This window comes from Bradyrhizobium sp. 215_C5_N1_1 (genome assembly GCF_052075935.1).
Lineage (GTDB): Bacteria > Pseudomonadota > Alphaproteobacteria > Rhizobiales > Xanthobacteraceae > Bradyrhizobium > Bradyrhizobium barranii.
In genome coordinates, this window is record NZ_CP197228.1 from 4,242,728 (window position 1) to 4,257,674 (window position 14,947).

12 protein-coding genes and 2 riboswitches are annotated in these 14,947 nt (G+C 64.3%); of the genes, 11 read left to right on the forward strand and 1 reads right to left on the reverse strand.

Translation table 11 applies throughout. The features are described from left to right. Positions 1-10 precede the first annotated feature (10 nt). Positions 11-2,197 carry a lytic transglycosylase domain-containing protein gene (locus AB7G19_RS20435; protein WP_354097608.1) on the reverse strand — a complete coding sequence of 729 codons (2,187 nt, stop codon included), beginning with the start codon at positions 2,195-2,197 and terminating at the stop codon, positions 11-13. A 326-nt stretch (positions 2,198-2,523) separates the two neighbouring features. On the opposite strand from AB7G19_RS20435, the gene AB7G19_RS20440 reads away from it, so the two are divergent. The 11 genes from AB7G19_RS20440 to AB7G19_RS20490 all read left to right on the forward strand — a co-directional run bounded on the left by AB7G19_RS20440 (position 2,524) and on the right by AB7G19_RS20490 (position 14,869). Further along, complete coding sequence (locus tag AB7G19_RS20440) at positions 2,524-4,260, forward strand: adenylate/guanylate cyclase domain-containing protein (RefSeq protein ID WP_283016626.1); 1,737 nt, start codon at positions 2,524-2,526, stop codon at positions 4,258-4,260. A 126-nt stretch (positions 4,261-4,386) separates the two neighbouring features. Beyond that, a complete protein-coding gene (locus AB7G19_RS20445; protein WP_166341944.1) occupies positions 4,387-4,563 on the forward strand; it encodes a hypothetical protein in 177 nt (58 codons plus the stop codon). Positions 4,564-4,715: 152 nt separating this feature from the next. Then, positions 4,716-4,928: a hypothetical protein gene (locus tag AB7G19_RS20450; protein ID WP_063983092.1), complete on the forward strand. Its 213-nt coding sequence runs from the start codon at positions 4,716-4,718 to the stop codon at positions 4,926-4,928. A gap of 102 nt (positions 4,929-5,030) precedes the next feature. Next, complete coding sequence (locus AB7G19_RS20455; protein WP_283016625.1) at positions 5,031-5,288, forward strand: hypothetical protein; 258 nt, start codon at positions 5,031-5,033, stop codon at positions 5,286-5,288. Between the two features lie 112 nt (positions 5,289-5,400). Then, positions 5,401-5,622: a hypothetical protein gene (locus AB7G19_RS20460; protein ID WP_063986347.1), complete on the forward strand. Its 222-nt coding sequence runs from the start codon at positions 5,401-5,403 to the stop codon at positions 5,620-5,622. Between the two features lie 75 nt (positions 5,623-5,697). Further along, positions 5,698-5,911: riboswitch (cobalamin riboswitch) on the forward strand. Between the two features lie 114 nt (positions 5,912-6,025). Continuing rightward, positions 6,026-8,143: a TonB-dependent receptor domain-containing protein gene (locus tag AB7G19_RS20465; RefSeq protein WP_283016624.1), complete on the forward strand. Its 2,118-nt coding sequence runs from the start codon at positions 6,026-6,028 to the stop codon at positions 8,141-8,143. Positions 8,144-8,163: 20 nt separating this feature from the next. Further along, positions 8,164-9,174 carry a DUF6925 family protein gene (locus AB7G19_RS20470; RefSeq protein WP_441268038.1) on the forward strand — a complete coding sequence of 337 codons (1,011 nt, stop codon included), beginning with the start codon at positions 8,164-8,166 and terminating at the stop codon, positions 9,172-9,174. 60 nt (positions 9,175-9,234) lie between these two features. Continuing rightward, the gene (locus AB7G19_RS20475) at positions 9,235-9,813 is read left to right on the forward strand and encodes a hypothetical protein (protein WP_283016622.1); all 579 of its coding nucleotides are present in this window, start codon (positions 9,235-9,237) and stop codon (positions 9,811-9,813) included. 113 nt (positions 9,814-9,926) lie between these two features. Beyond that, positions 9,927-10,144: riboswitch (cobalamin riboswitch) on the forward strand. A 122-nt stretch (positions 10,145-10,266) separates the two neighbouring features. Beyond that, positions 10,267-13,170, forward strand: a complete 2,904-nt coding sequence (locus AB7G19_RS20480; protein WP_441268039.1) for a ribonucleoside-diphosphate reductase subunit alpha — start codon at positions 10,267-10,269, stop codon at positions 13,168-13,170. Between the two features lie 10 nt (positions 13,171-13,180). Next, positions 13,181-14,335, forward strand: coding sequence for a ribonucleotide-diphosphate reductase subunit beta (locus AB7G19_RS20485; RefSeq protein ID WP_283016620.1), 1,155 nt, complete (start codon positions 13,181-13,183; stop codon positions 14,333-14,335). A 75-nt stretch (positions 14,336-14,410) separates the two neighbouring features. Beyond that, complete coding sequence (locus AB7G19_RS20490; protein ID WP_283016619.1) at positions 14,411-14,869, forward strand: GNAT family N-acetyltransferase; 459 nt, start codon at positions 14,411-14,413, stop codon at positions 14,867-14,869. Positions 14,870-14,947 lie beyond the last annotated feature (78 nt).

Sequence of the window (14,947 nt, forward strand, 5' to 3'; positions counted from 1 at the left end):
CGTTGCGAAGCTAGGGCGCGGCGGCTGCGGCCGCTGCCGTGGGTGCCGCGCTGACTTCGTGCGTCGTGACGCGTTGCTCGGACTTCGCCGTGGCTGTGCCGCTGCCCTCGAACCGGGCGCGGTAGACCAGCACATTCTCCATCACGCGCTGGACGTAGTTGCGCGTCTCCGACAGCGGGATGCGCTCGACCCAGTCGACCGGATCGACCTTGGGGTCGCGCGGGTCGCCGCGCGCCTGCACCCATTCGCGCACCCGGCCGCGGCCGGCATTGTAGCCCGCGAAGGTCATGATCTGGTCGCCGCGATATTCCGACAGCAGCGCGCTGAGCTCGGCCGCGCCCATCTGCGTGTTGTAGACGGGATCGGACACCATCCTGTCCCAGTCATAGGTCAGGCCAAAGCGCTTTGCGGTATCGCGGCCCGCCTCCGGCGTCACCTGCATGAGGCCGACCGCGTTGGCGGGTGACTTGTCGCGCTGGTCGAATGAGCTTTCGGTGCGCGCCACCGAATAGATCACGCTGGTCTCGATTGCGGGCGCGACCTGCTTGTGCTCGGGAATGCCGATGGTCGGGAAGGCGTAATGGTCGAGTGCAAGCCCGCGCGCCAGCGCCGACTTGCCGACCTCCAGCATCACGCGCGCATCGTTGCGCCGGCCGGCGAGCTCGCCGAGCGCTTCCAGCGCTGCGACGTCGGTGCTCTCCTTGGCGAAATCCTCGGCATAATAGAACACCATGTCGCGCTCGCCGGTGCCGTAGAGCATCTCGGCGGCTCGGACGCGCTCGTCCGCGGGCTGTGTATCGGCCGCGGCCAGCACGGGCGAGGGCGCGCGCAGCTCGATCCCGTCGAGGCCGAGCCTGGCGCGTGCGAGCTGGCCGTAATAGGCGGTCGGATAGCGCGCCGCCGCCTGATAGCTCATGCGGGCATCCACCGTCGCCCCCATCGCCTCGGCCGCGCGGCCGCGCCAGTAATGCGCCCGCGACAGCGCGATCGGATTGGCCGAGCCTTCGTCGATCGCGGCGAAGTGCACCATGGCCGCCTTGGGATCGTCGAGATAGCGCAGCGCAATCCAGCCGCACATGAAGTGGTAGTCGACGCGATAGACTTCCATCGCGGGCACCGCCGCCGCACGCACCACGTCGTAGGCGGTCTTGAACTTGCCCTGGTCGAGCAGCTTTCGCGCGAGCAGGCGCCGCTCGCGCCACCAGGCATCGGTGTCCTGGGCCGCCATCGTGTCGGGCGCGGCGGCGAGGATCACCTCGGCGGCGTCGTCGATGCGGTCGTTCTGGAGATGCCACTGCGCGCGGCAGAGAACGTAGCCGAGATCGCGGCGTGCTTCGGTCGAGACGTCCTCGAGATAATCCTTGGCCTTGTTGGCCTTGCCGGTGACCGCCGAGCAGGCCTTGACGATCGCGAGCTCATCTTCGCCAAGCCGCTTGGCCGCGCGACGCGCACCTGCATAGTCCTTGGCGCCGAGGCGCTTGTCCATGCGGGCGCGATGATCGTCAGCGGTCAGGAGATCGCGGAACGCTTCGTAGGAATCCTCCTCGCTGCGCTCGGACAATTCGTCCGTGCGCCAGGCCTCGCGCACCAGGCGCGTAGCCCTGTCATTGTCGCCTTCACTCAGGAGCACGCGGGCGAGCGCGAACTTGCCCTTGGCGCTGGTCGGCCGGTCCATCGTGAACTTGTGCACGGTCGCCGCGTCGCTCTTCTCCTGCCACAGCCGCGCTTCGGCGCGGCGGCGGAGCAGGGCGCTGCTCGGCCAGTCCGGATTGGCGGCCAGGAAGCCGGCGTAGCGCTTGAATGGTGCCGTGCTCTCGGAATGGCGCAGCATGAACCAGTCGGCGAGCTTCTGTCCGGCCGGGTCGGCAATGCGGTCGCGCGCCGCGCTCGCATCGTCGGTCTTGCCCTTGCGCGCGAGATCGATGGCGTCCTTCAGCGCGGCGAGGTCGCCGGTGAGCGGCGGCGGCGCCGGCTTGTCCGAGGGCTCGTCGTCCTTCTTGGACTTGCGCTTGGCGTCGGCATGCTTGCCGTGGCGCGACTTCGCGGCAGCGTGACGCTGCTTGCCGCCGGCTTTCGTCTCATGCGTTTTCTTTGACGCCGACGATTTGTGACTGCTCTTCGCTGCCAGCTCGGCAGGAAGAAGGGCCAATGCGGCCACGGCAACGACACACGCGAGCGAGCGTAGGCACTGGTTCATTCGATGGTCCCCCTGCGAAACCACTACAAACCAAGGTCCGCGACGACATGCGGCTTGAGAATCAAAGACGACACCCCAAACGATGCCACGACATCGTTTCGCAGTCCTCACGCTCCTTCAACAATGCGGCAAAATACCGATGGGAACTCGGGAACTTCCGAAAAGGCGGGAAGGGCAATGCCTTCAATCTTTGTTAACGAATAGGGCTCGCGCGACGGTTGCGCGCGGTCAGGGGCGTCGCACGGGCCAGATTGCGCGTGTTCCCGCCGCCAAAACCGGTGTATTGAGTTCCCAACCGGTCCTTTCAGCTCTTACCCCCACCGCTCATGCCACTTTTCAACCAGTCGATCAGGCGCAAGATCGTCGGGATCGCCCTCGGATTGATCGTCCTGATGCTGGTCACCGCGATTCTTTCGATGGTGATGTCGAGCCAGGTCGGTGTCCTGCTCGACGAGCTGACCGATCGCTACATTCCGGCCTATGGCCATCTGGCGCGCGCCAACATCCGCTCGCTGGAGCGCTCGGTGGCGCTGCGGCGGATGGTCATGATGAAGATGCAGGCCCCCTCGGAGGAGGAGGCCTACGCGGCGCGCCTGCGCGAATTCGAGGAGGCCGATCGGAAGATCGACGAGGAAGCCGAGGCCGCGCGCACGCACATCAACGCGATCATCGACGACAAGAGGACGCCTTCCGACAATGCCGGGCTGGCGCGGATCGAGACCCGCATCGAAACCGCTCTCACCGAGCTGCGTCACGACATGAATGAGGACCACGCAAAACTCCTCAAGCAGGTCGAAGGCAAGCAGATGACGGAGGCGCGCGGGACCCTGGAGCATCTCGACACCATACGCGACCAGTTCAACCAGAAGATCGACGCGATCCGCGCCGACATGCTGAAGCAGGTCTTCGCCAGTACGGCGACAGTGATCGGTCGCCAGCACCAGGCGATGATCATTTCGGGCATCGTCACCATCCTCGCGGCGGTGGTCGGATTTGCTTTCGCGCTCCTCGTCTCCAGTGGCATCACGCGACCGGTGCGGCTGTTGCTCGCCGGCACCCGCGAGGTCGAGGCGGGCCGCTTCGACAAGACCATCACGGTCTCGACCCAGGACGAGATCGGCGAACTCGCCGCCGCCTTCAATCGCATGATCGAGCAGCTGCGGCACAACGAGCGGATCCGTGAGACCTTTGGCCGCTATATCGATCCCAAGGTGGCGCAGGGGCTGATCGACCGCCCGGAGGTCGCCATCGACGGCCAGCGCCGGGTGATGACCATCATGTTCTCCGACATGAGCGGCTTCACCTCGATGAGCGAGGGCATGACCCCGCGCGGCCTCGTCAAGGTCATGAACCACTATTTCACGGTGATGTCCGCGCCGATCCGGAGCCATCGCGGCGTCATCGATAAATATATCGGCGATGCCATCATGGCCTATTGGGGCCCTCCCTTCATTGAGGAGGACGAGCCGGCGCTGTTCGCCTGCTACGCCGCCATCGATATGGCCGATGAGGTGCCGGCGTTGCAGAAGCAATTGCCTGACCTGCTCGGCATCCGCGCCATGCCAGGCCCTTGTGATCTGCGCATTGGGATTGCCACCGGCGAGGTCCTGACCGGCAGCATCGGCTCCGAGCTGATGATGAGCTTTACGGTGATGGGCGACGCCGTGAACCTCGCCTCGCGTCTCGAGCTGGTCAACAAGATCTACGGCACGCGGATCCTGATCGCGCAGGCCACGGCGGACGCGATCGGCTCGAACCTCGAGCTGCGCGAGATCGATCGTCTGGCGGTGGCCGGCCAAAGCGCATCGCAGGCCATTTTCGAGGTGATGAGCAAGGCGCACGGGCTCAGCGTCCCGCAGGAGAGCCTGCGCGCGCGCTACGCCGAAGGCCTCGCCGCCTACCGCGCGCAGCGCTTCGACGAGGCTCGCGCCGCGTTCAATGCAGCGCTCGAAGCCGTGCCCGGCGACGGTCCCTCGCGCACGCTGCTCGGCCGCATCGCGCAGTTCGAGGCCAATCCGCCGGACGCAGCTTGGGATGGTGCCTGGCGGCTGGAGCAGAAATAGCCGTTCTTGCTGGGCTTGCACCGCCCTTGCTGGAAAAAACGTTTCTACTCGATAACGATGTTCGCCGTGACCTATTTCTCAGGCTTAGGTTTGACGTCCCTTGTGGCGTTTGATGGGGACACGCCGATGACAGAACTTCATGACAGGCTGGAACGGTTCGAGACGCTCACCGCCGAATGCGAGCTGATTGCCAAGCTCGCCACCGACAGCACCAAGCGCGAGTTCTATCTGAGACTCTCGGAGCAGTATCGTCAGCTGGCGGTGGATATGCGGAAGGCGATCGCGACCAAGGCCGCGGCCTGACGCCGCCTGCAATCCGTTCTTAATGTTTGGCGCGCATCCTTTGAGGATGCGAGCGTCGCGATCATGATTGCTCGCATTGGGAATGCCGAGGTCCGTTGCGGTGCAGCGCATCTCGCTGACGTCGCTTTGCCGCTCCTCACCAGGGCAATCCCATGCGCCTTCTCGCAGTCCTCATCTTCGCGCTCATGACGGCCGCCTGCAACCAGGAGCAGGACATCACCGGCTCGACCCCGGTCTGTGCGATGCGGAACTACAGCTCCTACAATCCCCGCGACATGAACCAGTGCGTTGCCGCCTGCAAGGCGTGCGACCACGGCAACACCGTCACCTGCACCACGTCATGCACCCTCAAGGGTGCCCACTGAGCGGCGGCGCTGGCTGGAGCTAGCGCTGAGGGTGCTCGGGCACCGGAACGATTCACATGGGTTAGTCATTGAAGCGGCAGGCAGGACGCGGAGTCCTATGGAATGGGTATGCTCGATCCCGGTCGGTTCCTGGTGTCGTGCTCGCATTGCGATGCAAGCCCGATGGCGGCCAACGTCAAACGTTCGAGCTGGTCTTCGTCGCCGCACGAGGTCCGCTTCGTATGCCCGCGCTGTCGCTGCGAGGAGACCGCCATCATCTCGGCCTCCGGTGAGCTGACCCCGATCCGACGCATCGACGCTCCGCTGCGCGACGTCACCGCGGCCTGGGCTCAGGCCCAGCGGCCAAGAGGTCGGGCGTAGCCCGCCCGTCACAGGGCCAAGAGGGCGGGCGTAGTCAGCTCTGCGCAAGTTTTGGAACCCGGCCTACGCCGACGCGTTTCCGCTCCGACATCAACGCATCGAGGCCCTGCGAATGATCAGCGAGCATTTCGACACCCGCACCCGGATCAACATGAAGCTGGCGCTGGATCGGGTCTGCCGCAATCGCCCGGTCGGCGAGGACCATTGCTTTCGCAGGTCCGTTGCCGAGAACATCATCCGCTGCGCGCTCACGGGCCGCACCGGCATCGGCCAACTCGTCGATGCCGGCGAGCGGGCGATGATCAGGACGCGTTCGGAGCGGGAGCCGGCCTGATTGCGCCAGCTCAATCTCCGGTGCGGTGCTTTGACCGCCATGCAACCGGCCGATTGACTCTCCGCTTGCCTGCCCCCTAGATTGGTCGGTGACGGTTCTCCTCACGGAGATCAAAAGGGAACGTGGTGCGAGGTTTTCCCGATACCGGGATATTCTCAACGCCACGGCTGCCCCCGCAACTGTAAGCGGTGAATCTTTCGTCATATGCCACTGGGAATCTCGGTCCTGGGAAGGCGACGTAAGGTAACGACCCGCGAGCCAGGAGACCTGCCGTCAGCCGTGGTCACACGCGAAGATGTCGGTCGGGGAGTACAGACATTAGCTTCACCGGAGCAATCGAACGCTCCGCCGTGAAACCTCGTTCGCTGTGACGTGCCACTGACGTCATACCGAGGTTACAAGAGTGTCCCGTAATGTCTTTGCCGCCAGGCGCTTCCGCGCCGGCCTTGTCGCGTTCGTTTCCCTGTATTCGCTCGATCTGTCCATTGCCCAGGCCCAGCAGTCGGCATCGCCCGATCTGCTGCCGCCGGTCGAGGTCGCGCCGACCGAGCGTCCGGCCAAGCCGCGAGCCGCGCGGCCTGCGCCCGACCAGCCCGAGCAGCGGCGCGTCGCTCGGGTGCCGAAGCCCGGGCTGGTGCCGGCGTCGCCCCCGGTTGCCGGGGTATCCGCCGCCAACCTGTTTCCGACGGTCGTCGTCAGTCCGACGGGTATCGTCACTCCGACCAATCTGGTTGCGAGCTCGGTGACGGTTCTGACCGCCAGAGACATGGAGCGCGATCAGCGCCGGACCGCATCCGATGCACTGAGCGCGGTTCCCGGCCTCAACCTCGTGCAGACCGGCGGCCCCGGCGGACAGACGTCGATCTTCATGCGCGGAACGAATTCCAACCACACCAAGGTCCTGATCGACGGCATCGACGTCAGCGATCCCAGCAACCCGAACCGTTCGTTTGATTTCGGCCAGTTGCTCACCTCCGACATTCAGCAGATCGAAGTCCTGCGCGGTCCGCAGGGCGGTCTCTACGGCGCAGACGCGCTGGGTGGCGTGATCTCCATCGTGACGAAGAAGGGTGACGGTCCCGCCCGCGCGACCGGCTCGGTCGAGGGAGGCTCGTTCGGAACGTTCAACCAGACCGCAGGCCTGAGCGGTTCACAGGACCACTTCAACTATGCCTTCAACGTTGCGCATTTCCACGCGAACGACGTGCCGGTGACACCGGTCGAATTGCTGCCGCCGGGGCAGAAGGCGATCGGCAACTATTACGACAACATGACCTATTCGACGAAGCTTGGCGTCGAATTGAGCGAAAACCTGACGCTCAATAGCGTGGCGCGGTACACCGACGCCACCCTGCGCTTTACCGGAGACACCTTCGATCCCGTCACATCCGCGAGCTTTCCCGCGGCCGCGCAAAGCACGCAGACGGTGCACCAGCTCTTCACGCGCGGGGAGGCGGTCTGGTCCGCTCTCGACGACCGGATGAAGAGCTATTTCGGCGTCAACTACACCAATCACTGGAACTACAACATCTCGCCCGGCGACGCGATGGCCACGATCACGACCGGCGACCGCGTCAAGTATGATTGGCACACCACGACCCAGCTCGCGCCCAACAACAATGTCATCATTGGCGCGGAGCATGAGACCGAAACACTGCAAACGGCGACGGTTTCGGCGCAAAACGTTAACAAGGCCGGATATATGGAGCTGCAGTCCCAGTTCCGGGATCGCATCTTCTTCACGGCCAATGTCCGGCAGGACGACAACGAGCGGTTTGGAGAGCATCCGACCTTTCGTCTGGCGTCTGCCGTGATCGTGCCGGTCACGGATACGAAGTTCAAGGGAAGCTACGGCACGGGGTTCAAGGCGCCGACGCTCAACCAGCTTTACGTCAGCTTTCCCGCGTTCTTCTTCTTTGCAAATCCCAACCTCAGGCCGGAGGAAAGCGTCGGGTACGACGCCGGCTTCGAGCAACCCTTGTTTGGCGATCGCGTTCGCTTCGGGTCGACCTACTTCCGCAACAACATCACGGACCTGATCCAGAGCACGTTCGATCCCGTGACATTCACGAGCACCAACACCAATATCGGCAAGGCGATCACGGAGGGCACGGAGAGCTTCGTCGCGGCTGCGATCACGGACCGGCTTCGCGTTCGTGCCGACTACACTTTTACCCGCGCGGTCGATGCGACGGCGGGACTGGAGCTGCTGAGGCGTCCGAAGGAGAAGTGGAGCGCAAATGTCATCTGGAATCCGATCGATCCACTGACACTTTCCGCAACCGTGTTGCACGTCGGGAGTTTCGTCGATGGTAACCGCGACTTCAGCATTCCGCGTCTGCTGGCTCCGGCCTACACCGTCGTCAACGTCGCAGCCGAATATCTGGTCACCGACCAGGTGAAGGTGTTTGGCCGGGTCGATAATCTCGCCAATGTGCACTATCAAAATCCGACCGGCTTTCTGCAGCCGGGACTGGGCGTCTATGGCGGCATTCGCCTGGCGAATTACGACGTCAGATAGCGAGAGAGAGAAAGAGCCTCATGACGACGGCCGATCCGCTCATGGACTTGATCGCAAGCCAGCTTGCCGACGCTGAGGCCGGCTGGAGCGTCGGCACGTTCGGTGCCATTGCCGAGTTCACACGCGAGCCCGGTGAGGCCTTCGATATGGAGCAGTCGCGCAACGGGGTCAGCGTCGTGACGCAGAAGGGTGGGATGCGCGTTGTCTTCCACCCGGGCCTGCGCTTGATCGCATCGGAATCGCCGACCACGGAGAGCTGGAGCCACCGCATCGCGCTGTGTCTCCCGCATGAAGCCAGCGCCATGAGCGGTCGTACCGTGCTGACCGAGCTCGGCCCGGATGTCGAGGCGCTCCTGACGAGGGATCGCAGCGGCATCCTGTTCGACCTTGGCCTCGGAACGTTGCAGGTCGACGCTTGCATCCGTGTCAGCGATGCCGATGCCGTCGCCGCGCTCAGGAGCCGCACGGGCAAATCCGTGTTCGCGCCCGAAAGCGACGCCATGCGGATCATTCTGGCCGCCAATCCGCACCGCGTCTTCATCAGCCGCATCGGGCGCGCCGAGGTATTCCAGCCGATCCCGCCGCCGGGCGGGCGAAGCCCTGACGGCCCGCACACCCACGTCCTGCCAAAGCTGCTCGCGCATCGCCGCACCCATGCCGCCACCGAGCCGCTGCCTGAGGGGTGGATCCCCTGCGCGCATCTCTATCCGGCCCATCCGCTGCGCGATCAGCTCGGCCGCAAGCGCGCTTTTCGGCCGGATCTTCACGCAGCCTTCCAGGCGCTGCTCGAACTCTATGGGCTGCCGGAGCTGACGGCGTGCAAGAGGGCCGCGGTCGAAGCGATCGAGAAGGGGCGGGGACCTGAGATGGCGACGCTTCCGCCCGATCGCACGGCGCGCGCCACTGTTCGCGTGGCCTTGCGCCAATTGGCGGCCATGGAGCCGCACACCGCGACACTCGCCGCCTGGCTTGCCGCCTACGACCGTCGCGATCCAGCCGAGACTGAAGATCCCATGGAGGCTCTTCACTGAGTCAGACGTGATGCCGCGTTCCAACAAAATGTGCTACAAATCCCATAAGGAGATCGTTCCATGACTGTCACCATCCTGCCGCCCCACGCCGACCGTTTCCGCCTTCATCCGGTCACCTCGCGCCTTGCGCCGATGTTCTGCTTTGCGCTGCTGACGGTGTCATGCGCGCTCGCGAGCTTCGCGCTTGCCTGCGCGACGCCGTTTGCGGCGTTCGCCGTCGTCGCCGCCGCGATGCTGCCGATGCGTCCGGCGCTGCTCGTCGTCACCGGCGCCTGGCTCGTGAACCAGACCATCGGCTTCGGCGTGCTGCACTATCCCATCGATGGCAGCACCATCGCCTGGGGCTTTGTCATCGGTGCTGCCGCGTTGCTGTCGACGGCAGCGGCATCGACCGTTCTCCGCCTGCTGCCGCAGGGCCGCACGCCGCTGATGCTGGCCATCGCGCTCGTCGCCGCCTACGCCGCCTATGAGCTCGCGCTGCTTGCCGCGACGCCGTTCCTTGGCGGAGAGGGCGCGTTCACTGCGGCCATCGTGACGCGCATCGGGCTGACCAGCGCCGTCTGGCTCGCCGGCCTCGTCGCCGCCTGCGAGATCGTCCGCCTGGTCGATCCGTTCGGGCGCGCGATGCGGAACGCGTAATGCTGGATGTGCGTCATCCCAAGGGTTGCGCGAGCCCGGCGGGAATTCCCGCATTCCACAGGGAACAGGGCTCATGACCCGCAACGAATCGTTGACACCCGGCTGCATATGTCACCACATGTGGGCGTCACGGTTCCGCTGGATCGCAAGATTTAGTGGCTAAGAGGGAAGCCGGTGAACCGCGTGAGAGCGTGGAATTCCGGCGCTGCCCCCGCAACTGTCAGCAGCGAGCTGCTTCCGAACAATCGTCACTGGTGCCTTTCGCGCCGGGAAGACGGGAAGTGGGCGACGACCTGCGAGCCAGGAGACCTGCCGCGACGATCTGAACGTCCACGGGCGGGGTGTCCGGCGGTCGCTTGCATGCACCGCCCGGCAACTCTGCCGCCGGCGTTTCTGCAGCGTCCTTCCTTACAGCCCCGTTCAAACACAACGCGCGCATCACGGGGCCCATTGATGTCACTGAACCTGCACGACGCGGACACCGCTTCCGCACCCATCGTTCATTTGCGTCCACAATCGCTTGCGCTTGCTTCGAGCGAGCCGGCGATGCAGATCATCCGTCGCAACGGCAAGGTCTCGCCGTTCGATTCCGCCAAGATCGCGGTCGCCATGACCAAGGCTTTCCTTGCGGTCGAAGGCACCAGCGCGGTCGCCTCGCGCCGCGTCCATGAGAGCGTGGAGCAGCTGACGGCCGAAGTCGTCACTGCGTTGATGCGGCGGGCAGGCGAGGGACGCACCTTCCATATCGAGGACGTGCAGGACCAGGTCGAGCTCGCCTTGATGCGGAGCGAGCACCACAAGGTCGCACGCGCCTATGTGCTGTACCGCGAGGAGCGGTCGCGCCAGCGCGCCGAGGAGGCGGCCGCGGAAGCGACGCCCGCTGTCGCGCCGGCACTTCATGTCACGCTCGCCGACGGTTCGCGCGTTGGTCTCGACACCAAGCGGCTCGCGCTGATTATCGGCGAAGCCTGCGCCGGCCTCGACGGCGTTTCCGCGGCACCCGTGCTCACCGAGACCACCCGCAATCTCTACGACGGCATCAGCCAGGACGAACTGGCACTGGCCTCGATCATGGCCGCGCGCACGCTGGTCGAGCAGGAGCCGAACTACGCCTATGTCAGCGCGCGCCTGCTGCTGGACAAGCTGCGCGGCGAGGTGCTGTCCTACGTCCATGGCGTGCCGACGTCCGCCTCGCAGGCCGACATGACGATGCGCTACGTCGAATATTTCCCGGCCTATCTGAAGACCGGCATCGCTGCCGAACTGCTCGATCCTGAACTGGCCCGCTTCGACCTCGGCCGGATCGCGGCTGCACTCAAGCCCGAGCGCGACCTGAACTTCCAGTTCCTCGGGCTTCAGACGCTCTACGACCGCTACTTCCTGCACGTCCGAGGCAAGCGGATCGAATTGCCGCAGGCCTTCTTCATGCGCGTAGCGATGGGTCTTGCGGTTCGCGAGATCGACCGAGAGGCCAAGTCGATCGAGTTCTACGATCTGCTGTCATCGTTTGACTTCATGGCCTCGACGCCGACGCTGTTCAATTCGGGTACGCTGCGTCCGCAATTGTCGTCCTGCTTCCTCACGACGGTGTCCGACGACCTGGACGGCATCTTCAAGTCGATCAAGGACAACGCACTGCTGGCAAAATATTCCGGCGGCCTTGGCAACGACTGGACGCCGGTGCGTGGTCTCGGCGCCCACATCAAGGGCACCAACGGCGAGAGCCAGGGCATCATCCCGTTCCTGAAGGTTGCCAACGACACCGCGATTGCCGTCAACCAGGGCGGCAAGCGCAAGGGCGCGGTCTGCGCCTATCTGGAGACCTGGCACGTCGACATCGAGGAATTCCTCGACCTGCGCAAGAACACCGGCGACGACCGCCGCCGCACCCACGACATGAACACCGCCAATTGGGTGCCGGACCTGTTCATGCAGCGCGTCGATGCCGATGGCGAATGGACGCTGTTCTCGCCTGACGAGACGCCCGATTTGCACGATCTCTATGGCGAGGCGTTCAAGACGGCTTACGAGGCCTATGAGGCCAGGGCGAAAGCCGGCGGCATGCGCGTCTTCAAGACCGTGCGTGCGAGCGACCTCTGGCGTCGCATGCTGACCATGCTGTTCGAGACCGGTCATCCCTGGATCACCTTCAAGGACCCCTGCAATCTGCGTTCGCCGCAACGCCACGTGGGCGTGATCCATTCCTCGAACCTCTGCACCGAGATCACGCTCAACACCTCGGCCGACGAGGTCGCGGTCCGCAATCTCGGCTCCATCAACATGCTCAACCATGTCGGGCCCGATGGTGTCGACCAGGCCAAGCTGAAGCGGACGGTGACCACCGCCGTCCGGATGCTCGACAACGTCATCGACATCAATTTCTACACGATCCCCGAAGCGCGCCGCTCCAACATGCGTCATCGTCCCGTCGGGCTCGGCCTGATGGGATTTCAGGAAGCGCTTCAGGTCCAGCGCATTCCAACTGCGTCCGACACTGCCGTGATGTTTGCCGACACCAGCATGGAAGCAATCTCGTTCCACGCGATCGAAGCGTCGTCCGATCTCGCCGCGGAGCGCGGACGCTATCCGAGCTTCGAGGGCTCGCTGTGGTCGAAGGGCGTCTTGCCGCTCGACTCCATCCAGCTTCTCGCCGACGCGCGCGGTGGTCTCGACGTCGATCGCTCCGCAACACTCGACTGGGATCGCCTCCGCAAGAAGGTCACGTCCAGCGGCATGCGCAACTCGAACGTCATGGCGATCGCGCCAACGGCGACGATCTCCAACATCTGCGGCGTCTCGCAGTCGATCGAGCCGAACTATCAGAACCTGTTCGTGAAATCGAACATGTCCGGCGACTTCACGGTCGTGAACGAGTTCCTGGTCCGCGACCTCAAGGCGAGGGGGCTTTGGGACGAGGTCATGGTCTCCGACCTCAAATATTTCGACGGCAGCGTCGGCCAGATCGACCGCGTTCCTGACGATCTGAAGGCGCTCTACGCCACCGCCTTCGAGATCGACAGCGCCTGGCTGATCGAGGCGGCCGCGCGCCGGCAGAAATGGATCGACCAGTCGCAGTCGCTCAACCTCTACATCGCCAATCCCTCCGGCAAGAAGCTCGATGCGCTCTACCGGCTGGCCTGGCGGCGCGGCTTGAAGACGACCTACTATTTGCGCTCGCACAGCGCCACGCATGTCGAGAAATCGACGTTGAAGGGCACCGACGGAAAGCTCAATGCGGTGTCCGCGTCTGTGGCGGTGTCGCACGCGCCGATCATGATACCGACCTCTGCGGTGCCGGACCTCGACGGCATCAAGGCCTGCCGGATCGACGATCCCGAATGCGAAGCGTGCCAGTGAGGAGATGACGATGCTTGACTGGTCCGATACCGAAACCACAGCGGCCGCTCCGGCCGTCTCAAGTCTCGCCACCGCACTGCGTCCGCAGACCCAGCTCAAGCTCGAGCCGGCCGACCCGACCGGCTTAGGTGCGATCGATCGCGCCGGCGGCCGCGTCTCGGTCGACGAGAAGCAGATGATCAACTGCCGCGCCGACGTCAACCAGCTGCTTCCGCTGAAGTACAAATGGGCCTGGGAGAAGTATCTTTCAGGCTGCAACAATCACTGGATGCCGACCGAAGTCTCGATGCAGGCCGACATCGCGCTATGGAAGTCGCGGGACGGGCTAACGGAGGACGAGCGGCGCGCGATCAAGCGCAATCTCGGCTTCTTCGCAGCCTCTGAATCGCTCGTCGCCAACAACATCGTGTTGGCGATCTACCGTCACCTCACCAATCCGGAGTGCCGGCAGTACCTCCTTCGGCAGGCCTTCGAGGAGGCGGTGCACACCCACACCTTCCAGTATATCGTCGAAAGCCTCGGCCTCGACGAGGGCGAGCTGTTCAACATGTACCGCGAGGTGCCGTCGATCACGGACAAGGCGGCCTGGGCGCTCAAGCACACGCAGCACCTGGACGATCCGTCGTTCCAGACGGGGACGCCGGATAGCGACCGCGCCTTCCTGCGCGATCTCGTCGCCTTCTATGTCGTGTTCGAGGGGATGTGGTTCTACACCGGCTTTGCGCAGATCCTGTCGCTCGGCCGCCGCAACAAGATGGTCGGCATCGCCGAGCAGTATCAATACATCCTGCGCGACGAGAGTATCCATCTCAACTTCGGCATCGACGTGATCAACCAGATCAAGATCGAGAACCCGCATCTGTGGACGGCGGCATTCCAGGACGAGGTTCGCGGCATGATCCGTGATGCGGCCGAGCTGGAAGCCGCCTACGGACGCGATACGATGCCGCGCGGCTTTCTTGGGCTCAACGCGGCGCTGTGCGAGCAGTACATGCACTTCATCGCCAACCGCCGCTGTGCGCAGATCGGGCTCGCTCCGGTGTTCGCCGAGGTCGAGAACCCGTTCCCGTGGATGTCCGAGGCAATGGATCTGAAGAAGGAGAAGAACTTCTTCGAGACCCGCGTCATCGAATACCAGAATGGTGGTGCGCTGACTTGGGAATAGCACCGATCATGGTTATGCCGCGGGCGTGTCACCTGTGCTTAAACGGTGGCACGCGTGCGACAGCAGGGGGATGAGGTGGAGATCCGACGAGACGATCCGACGGCGCCCTATGTCGCCGACTTGTTGGCACATCATCTCGAGGAGCTGCGCAGCGTGATGGCCGAGCGCGCGTTCGCTCTCGATGCCACCGGCCTTTCGGCTGCCACCGTGACCTTCTGGACGGCTTGGCAGGACGATGTCCTGCTCGGGTTCGGTGCGCTGAAGGAGCTGGATCATACGCATGGCGAGGTGAAGTCGATGCGTGCCGCGCCGGCTGCGCGGGGCACCGGGGTAGGGCGCGCACTGCTGAGCCATATCATCGCTGAAGCCCGCAAGCGGGGCTATGTGCACCTCAGCCTGGAGACCGGCACGGCAGCCCTGCACGCGCCCGCCATCTCGCTCTACCGCAGCGCCGGTTTCGTCTCCTGCGCGCCGTTCGCTGACTATGAGACAAGCCCGCACAACCAGTTCATGCGGCTCGACCTGACGGATTGAACTGGGCGCTTCGCGCTCATCACTCCTGCCTCAGGATGACGGGGTTGGTACTGTGGGCCGCCGCGACTCAGGTGAGGC

What these genes read in the sequence shown, in the direction of transcription:
- AB7G19_RS20435 (WP_354097608.1), bottom strand. Translation starts at nt 2,197, where the DNA reads ATGAACCAGTGCCTACGCTCGCTCGCGTGTGTCGTTGCCGTGGCCGCA.
- AB7G19_RS20440 (WP_283016626.1), top strand. Translation starts at nt 2,524, where the DNA reads ATGCCACTTTTCAACCAGTCGATCAGGCGCAAGATCGTCGGGATCGCC.
- AB7G19_RS20445 (WP_166341944.1), top strand. Translation starts at nt 4,387, where the DNA reads ATGACAGAACTTCATGACAGGCTGGAACGGTTCGAGACGCTCACCGCC.
- AB7G19_RS20450 (WP_063983092.1), top strand. Translation starts at nt 4,716, where the DNA reads ATGCGCCTTCTCGCAGTCCTCATCTTCGCGCTCATGACGGCCGCCTGC.
- AB7G19_RS20455 (WP_283016625.1), top strand. Translation starts at nt 5,031, where the DNA reads ATGGGTATGCTCGATCCCGGTCGGTTCCTGGTGTCGTGCTCGCATTGC.
- AB7G19_RS20460 (WP_063986347.1), top strand. Translation starts at nt 5,401, where the DNA reads ATGATCAGCGAGCATTTCGACACCCGCACCCGGATCAACATGAAGCTG.
- AB7G19_RS20470 (WP_441268038.1), top strand. Translation starts at nt 8,164, where the DNA reads ATGACGACGGCCGATCCGCTCATGGACTTGATCGCAAGCCAGCTTGCC.
- AB7G19_RS20475 (WP_283016622.1), top strand. Translation starts at nt 9,235, where the DNA reads ATGACTGTCACCATCCTGCCGCCCCACGCCGACCGTTTCCGCCTTCAT.
- AB7G19_RS20480 (WP_441268039.1), top strand. Translation starts at nt 10,267, where the DNA reads ATGTCACTGAACCTGCACGACGCGGACACCGCTTCCGCACCCATCGTT.
- AB7G19_RS20485 (WP_283016620.1), top strand. Translation starts at nt 13,181, where the DNA reads ATGCTTGACTGGTCCGATACCGAAACCACAGCGGCCGCTCCGGCCGTC.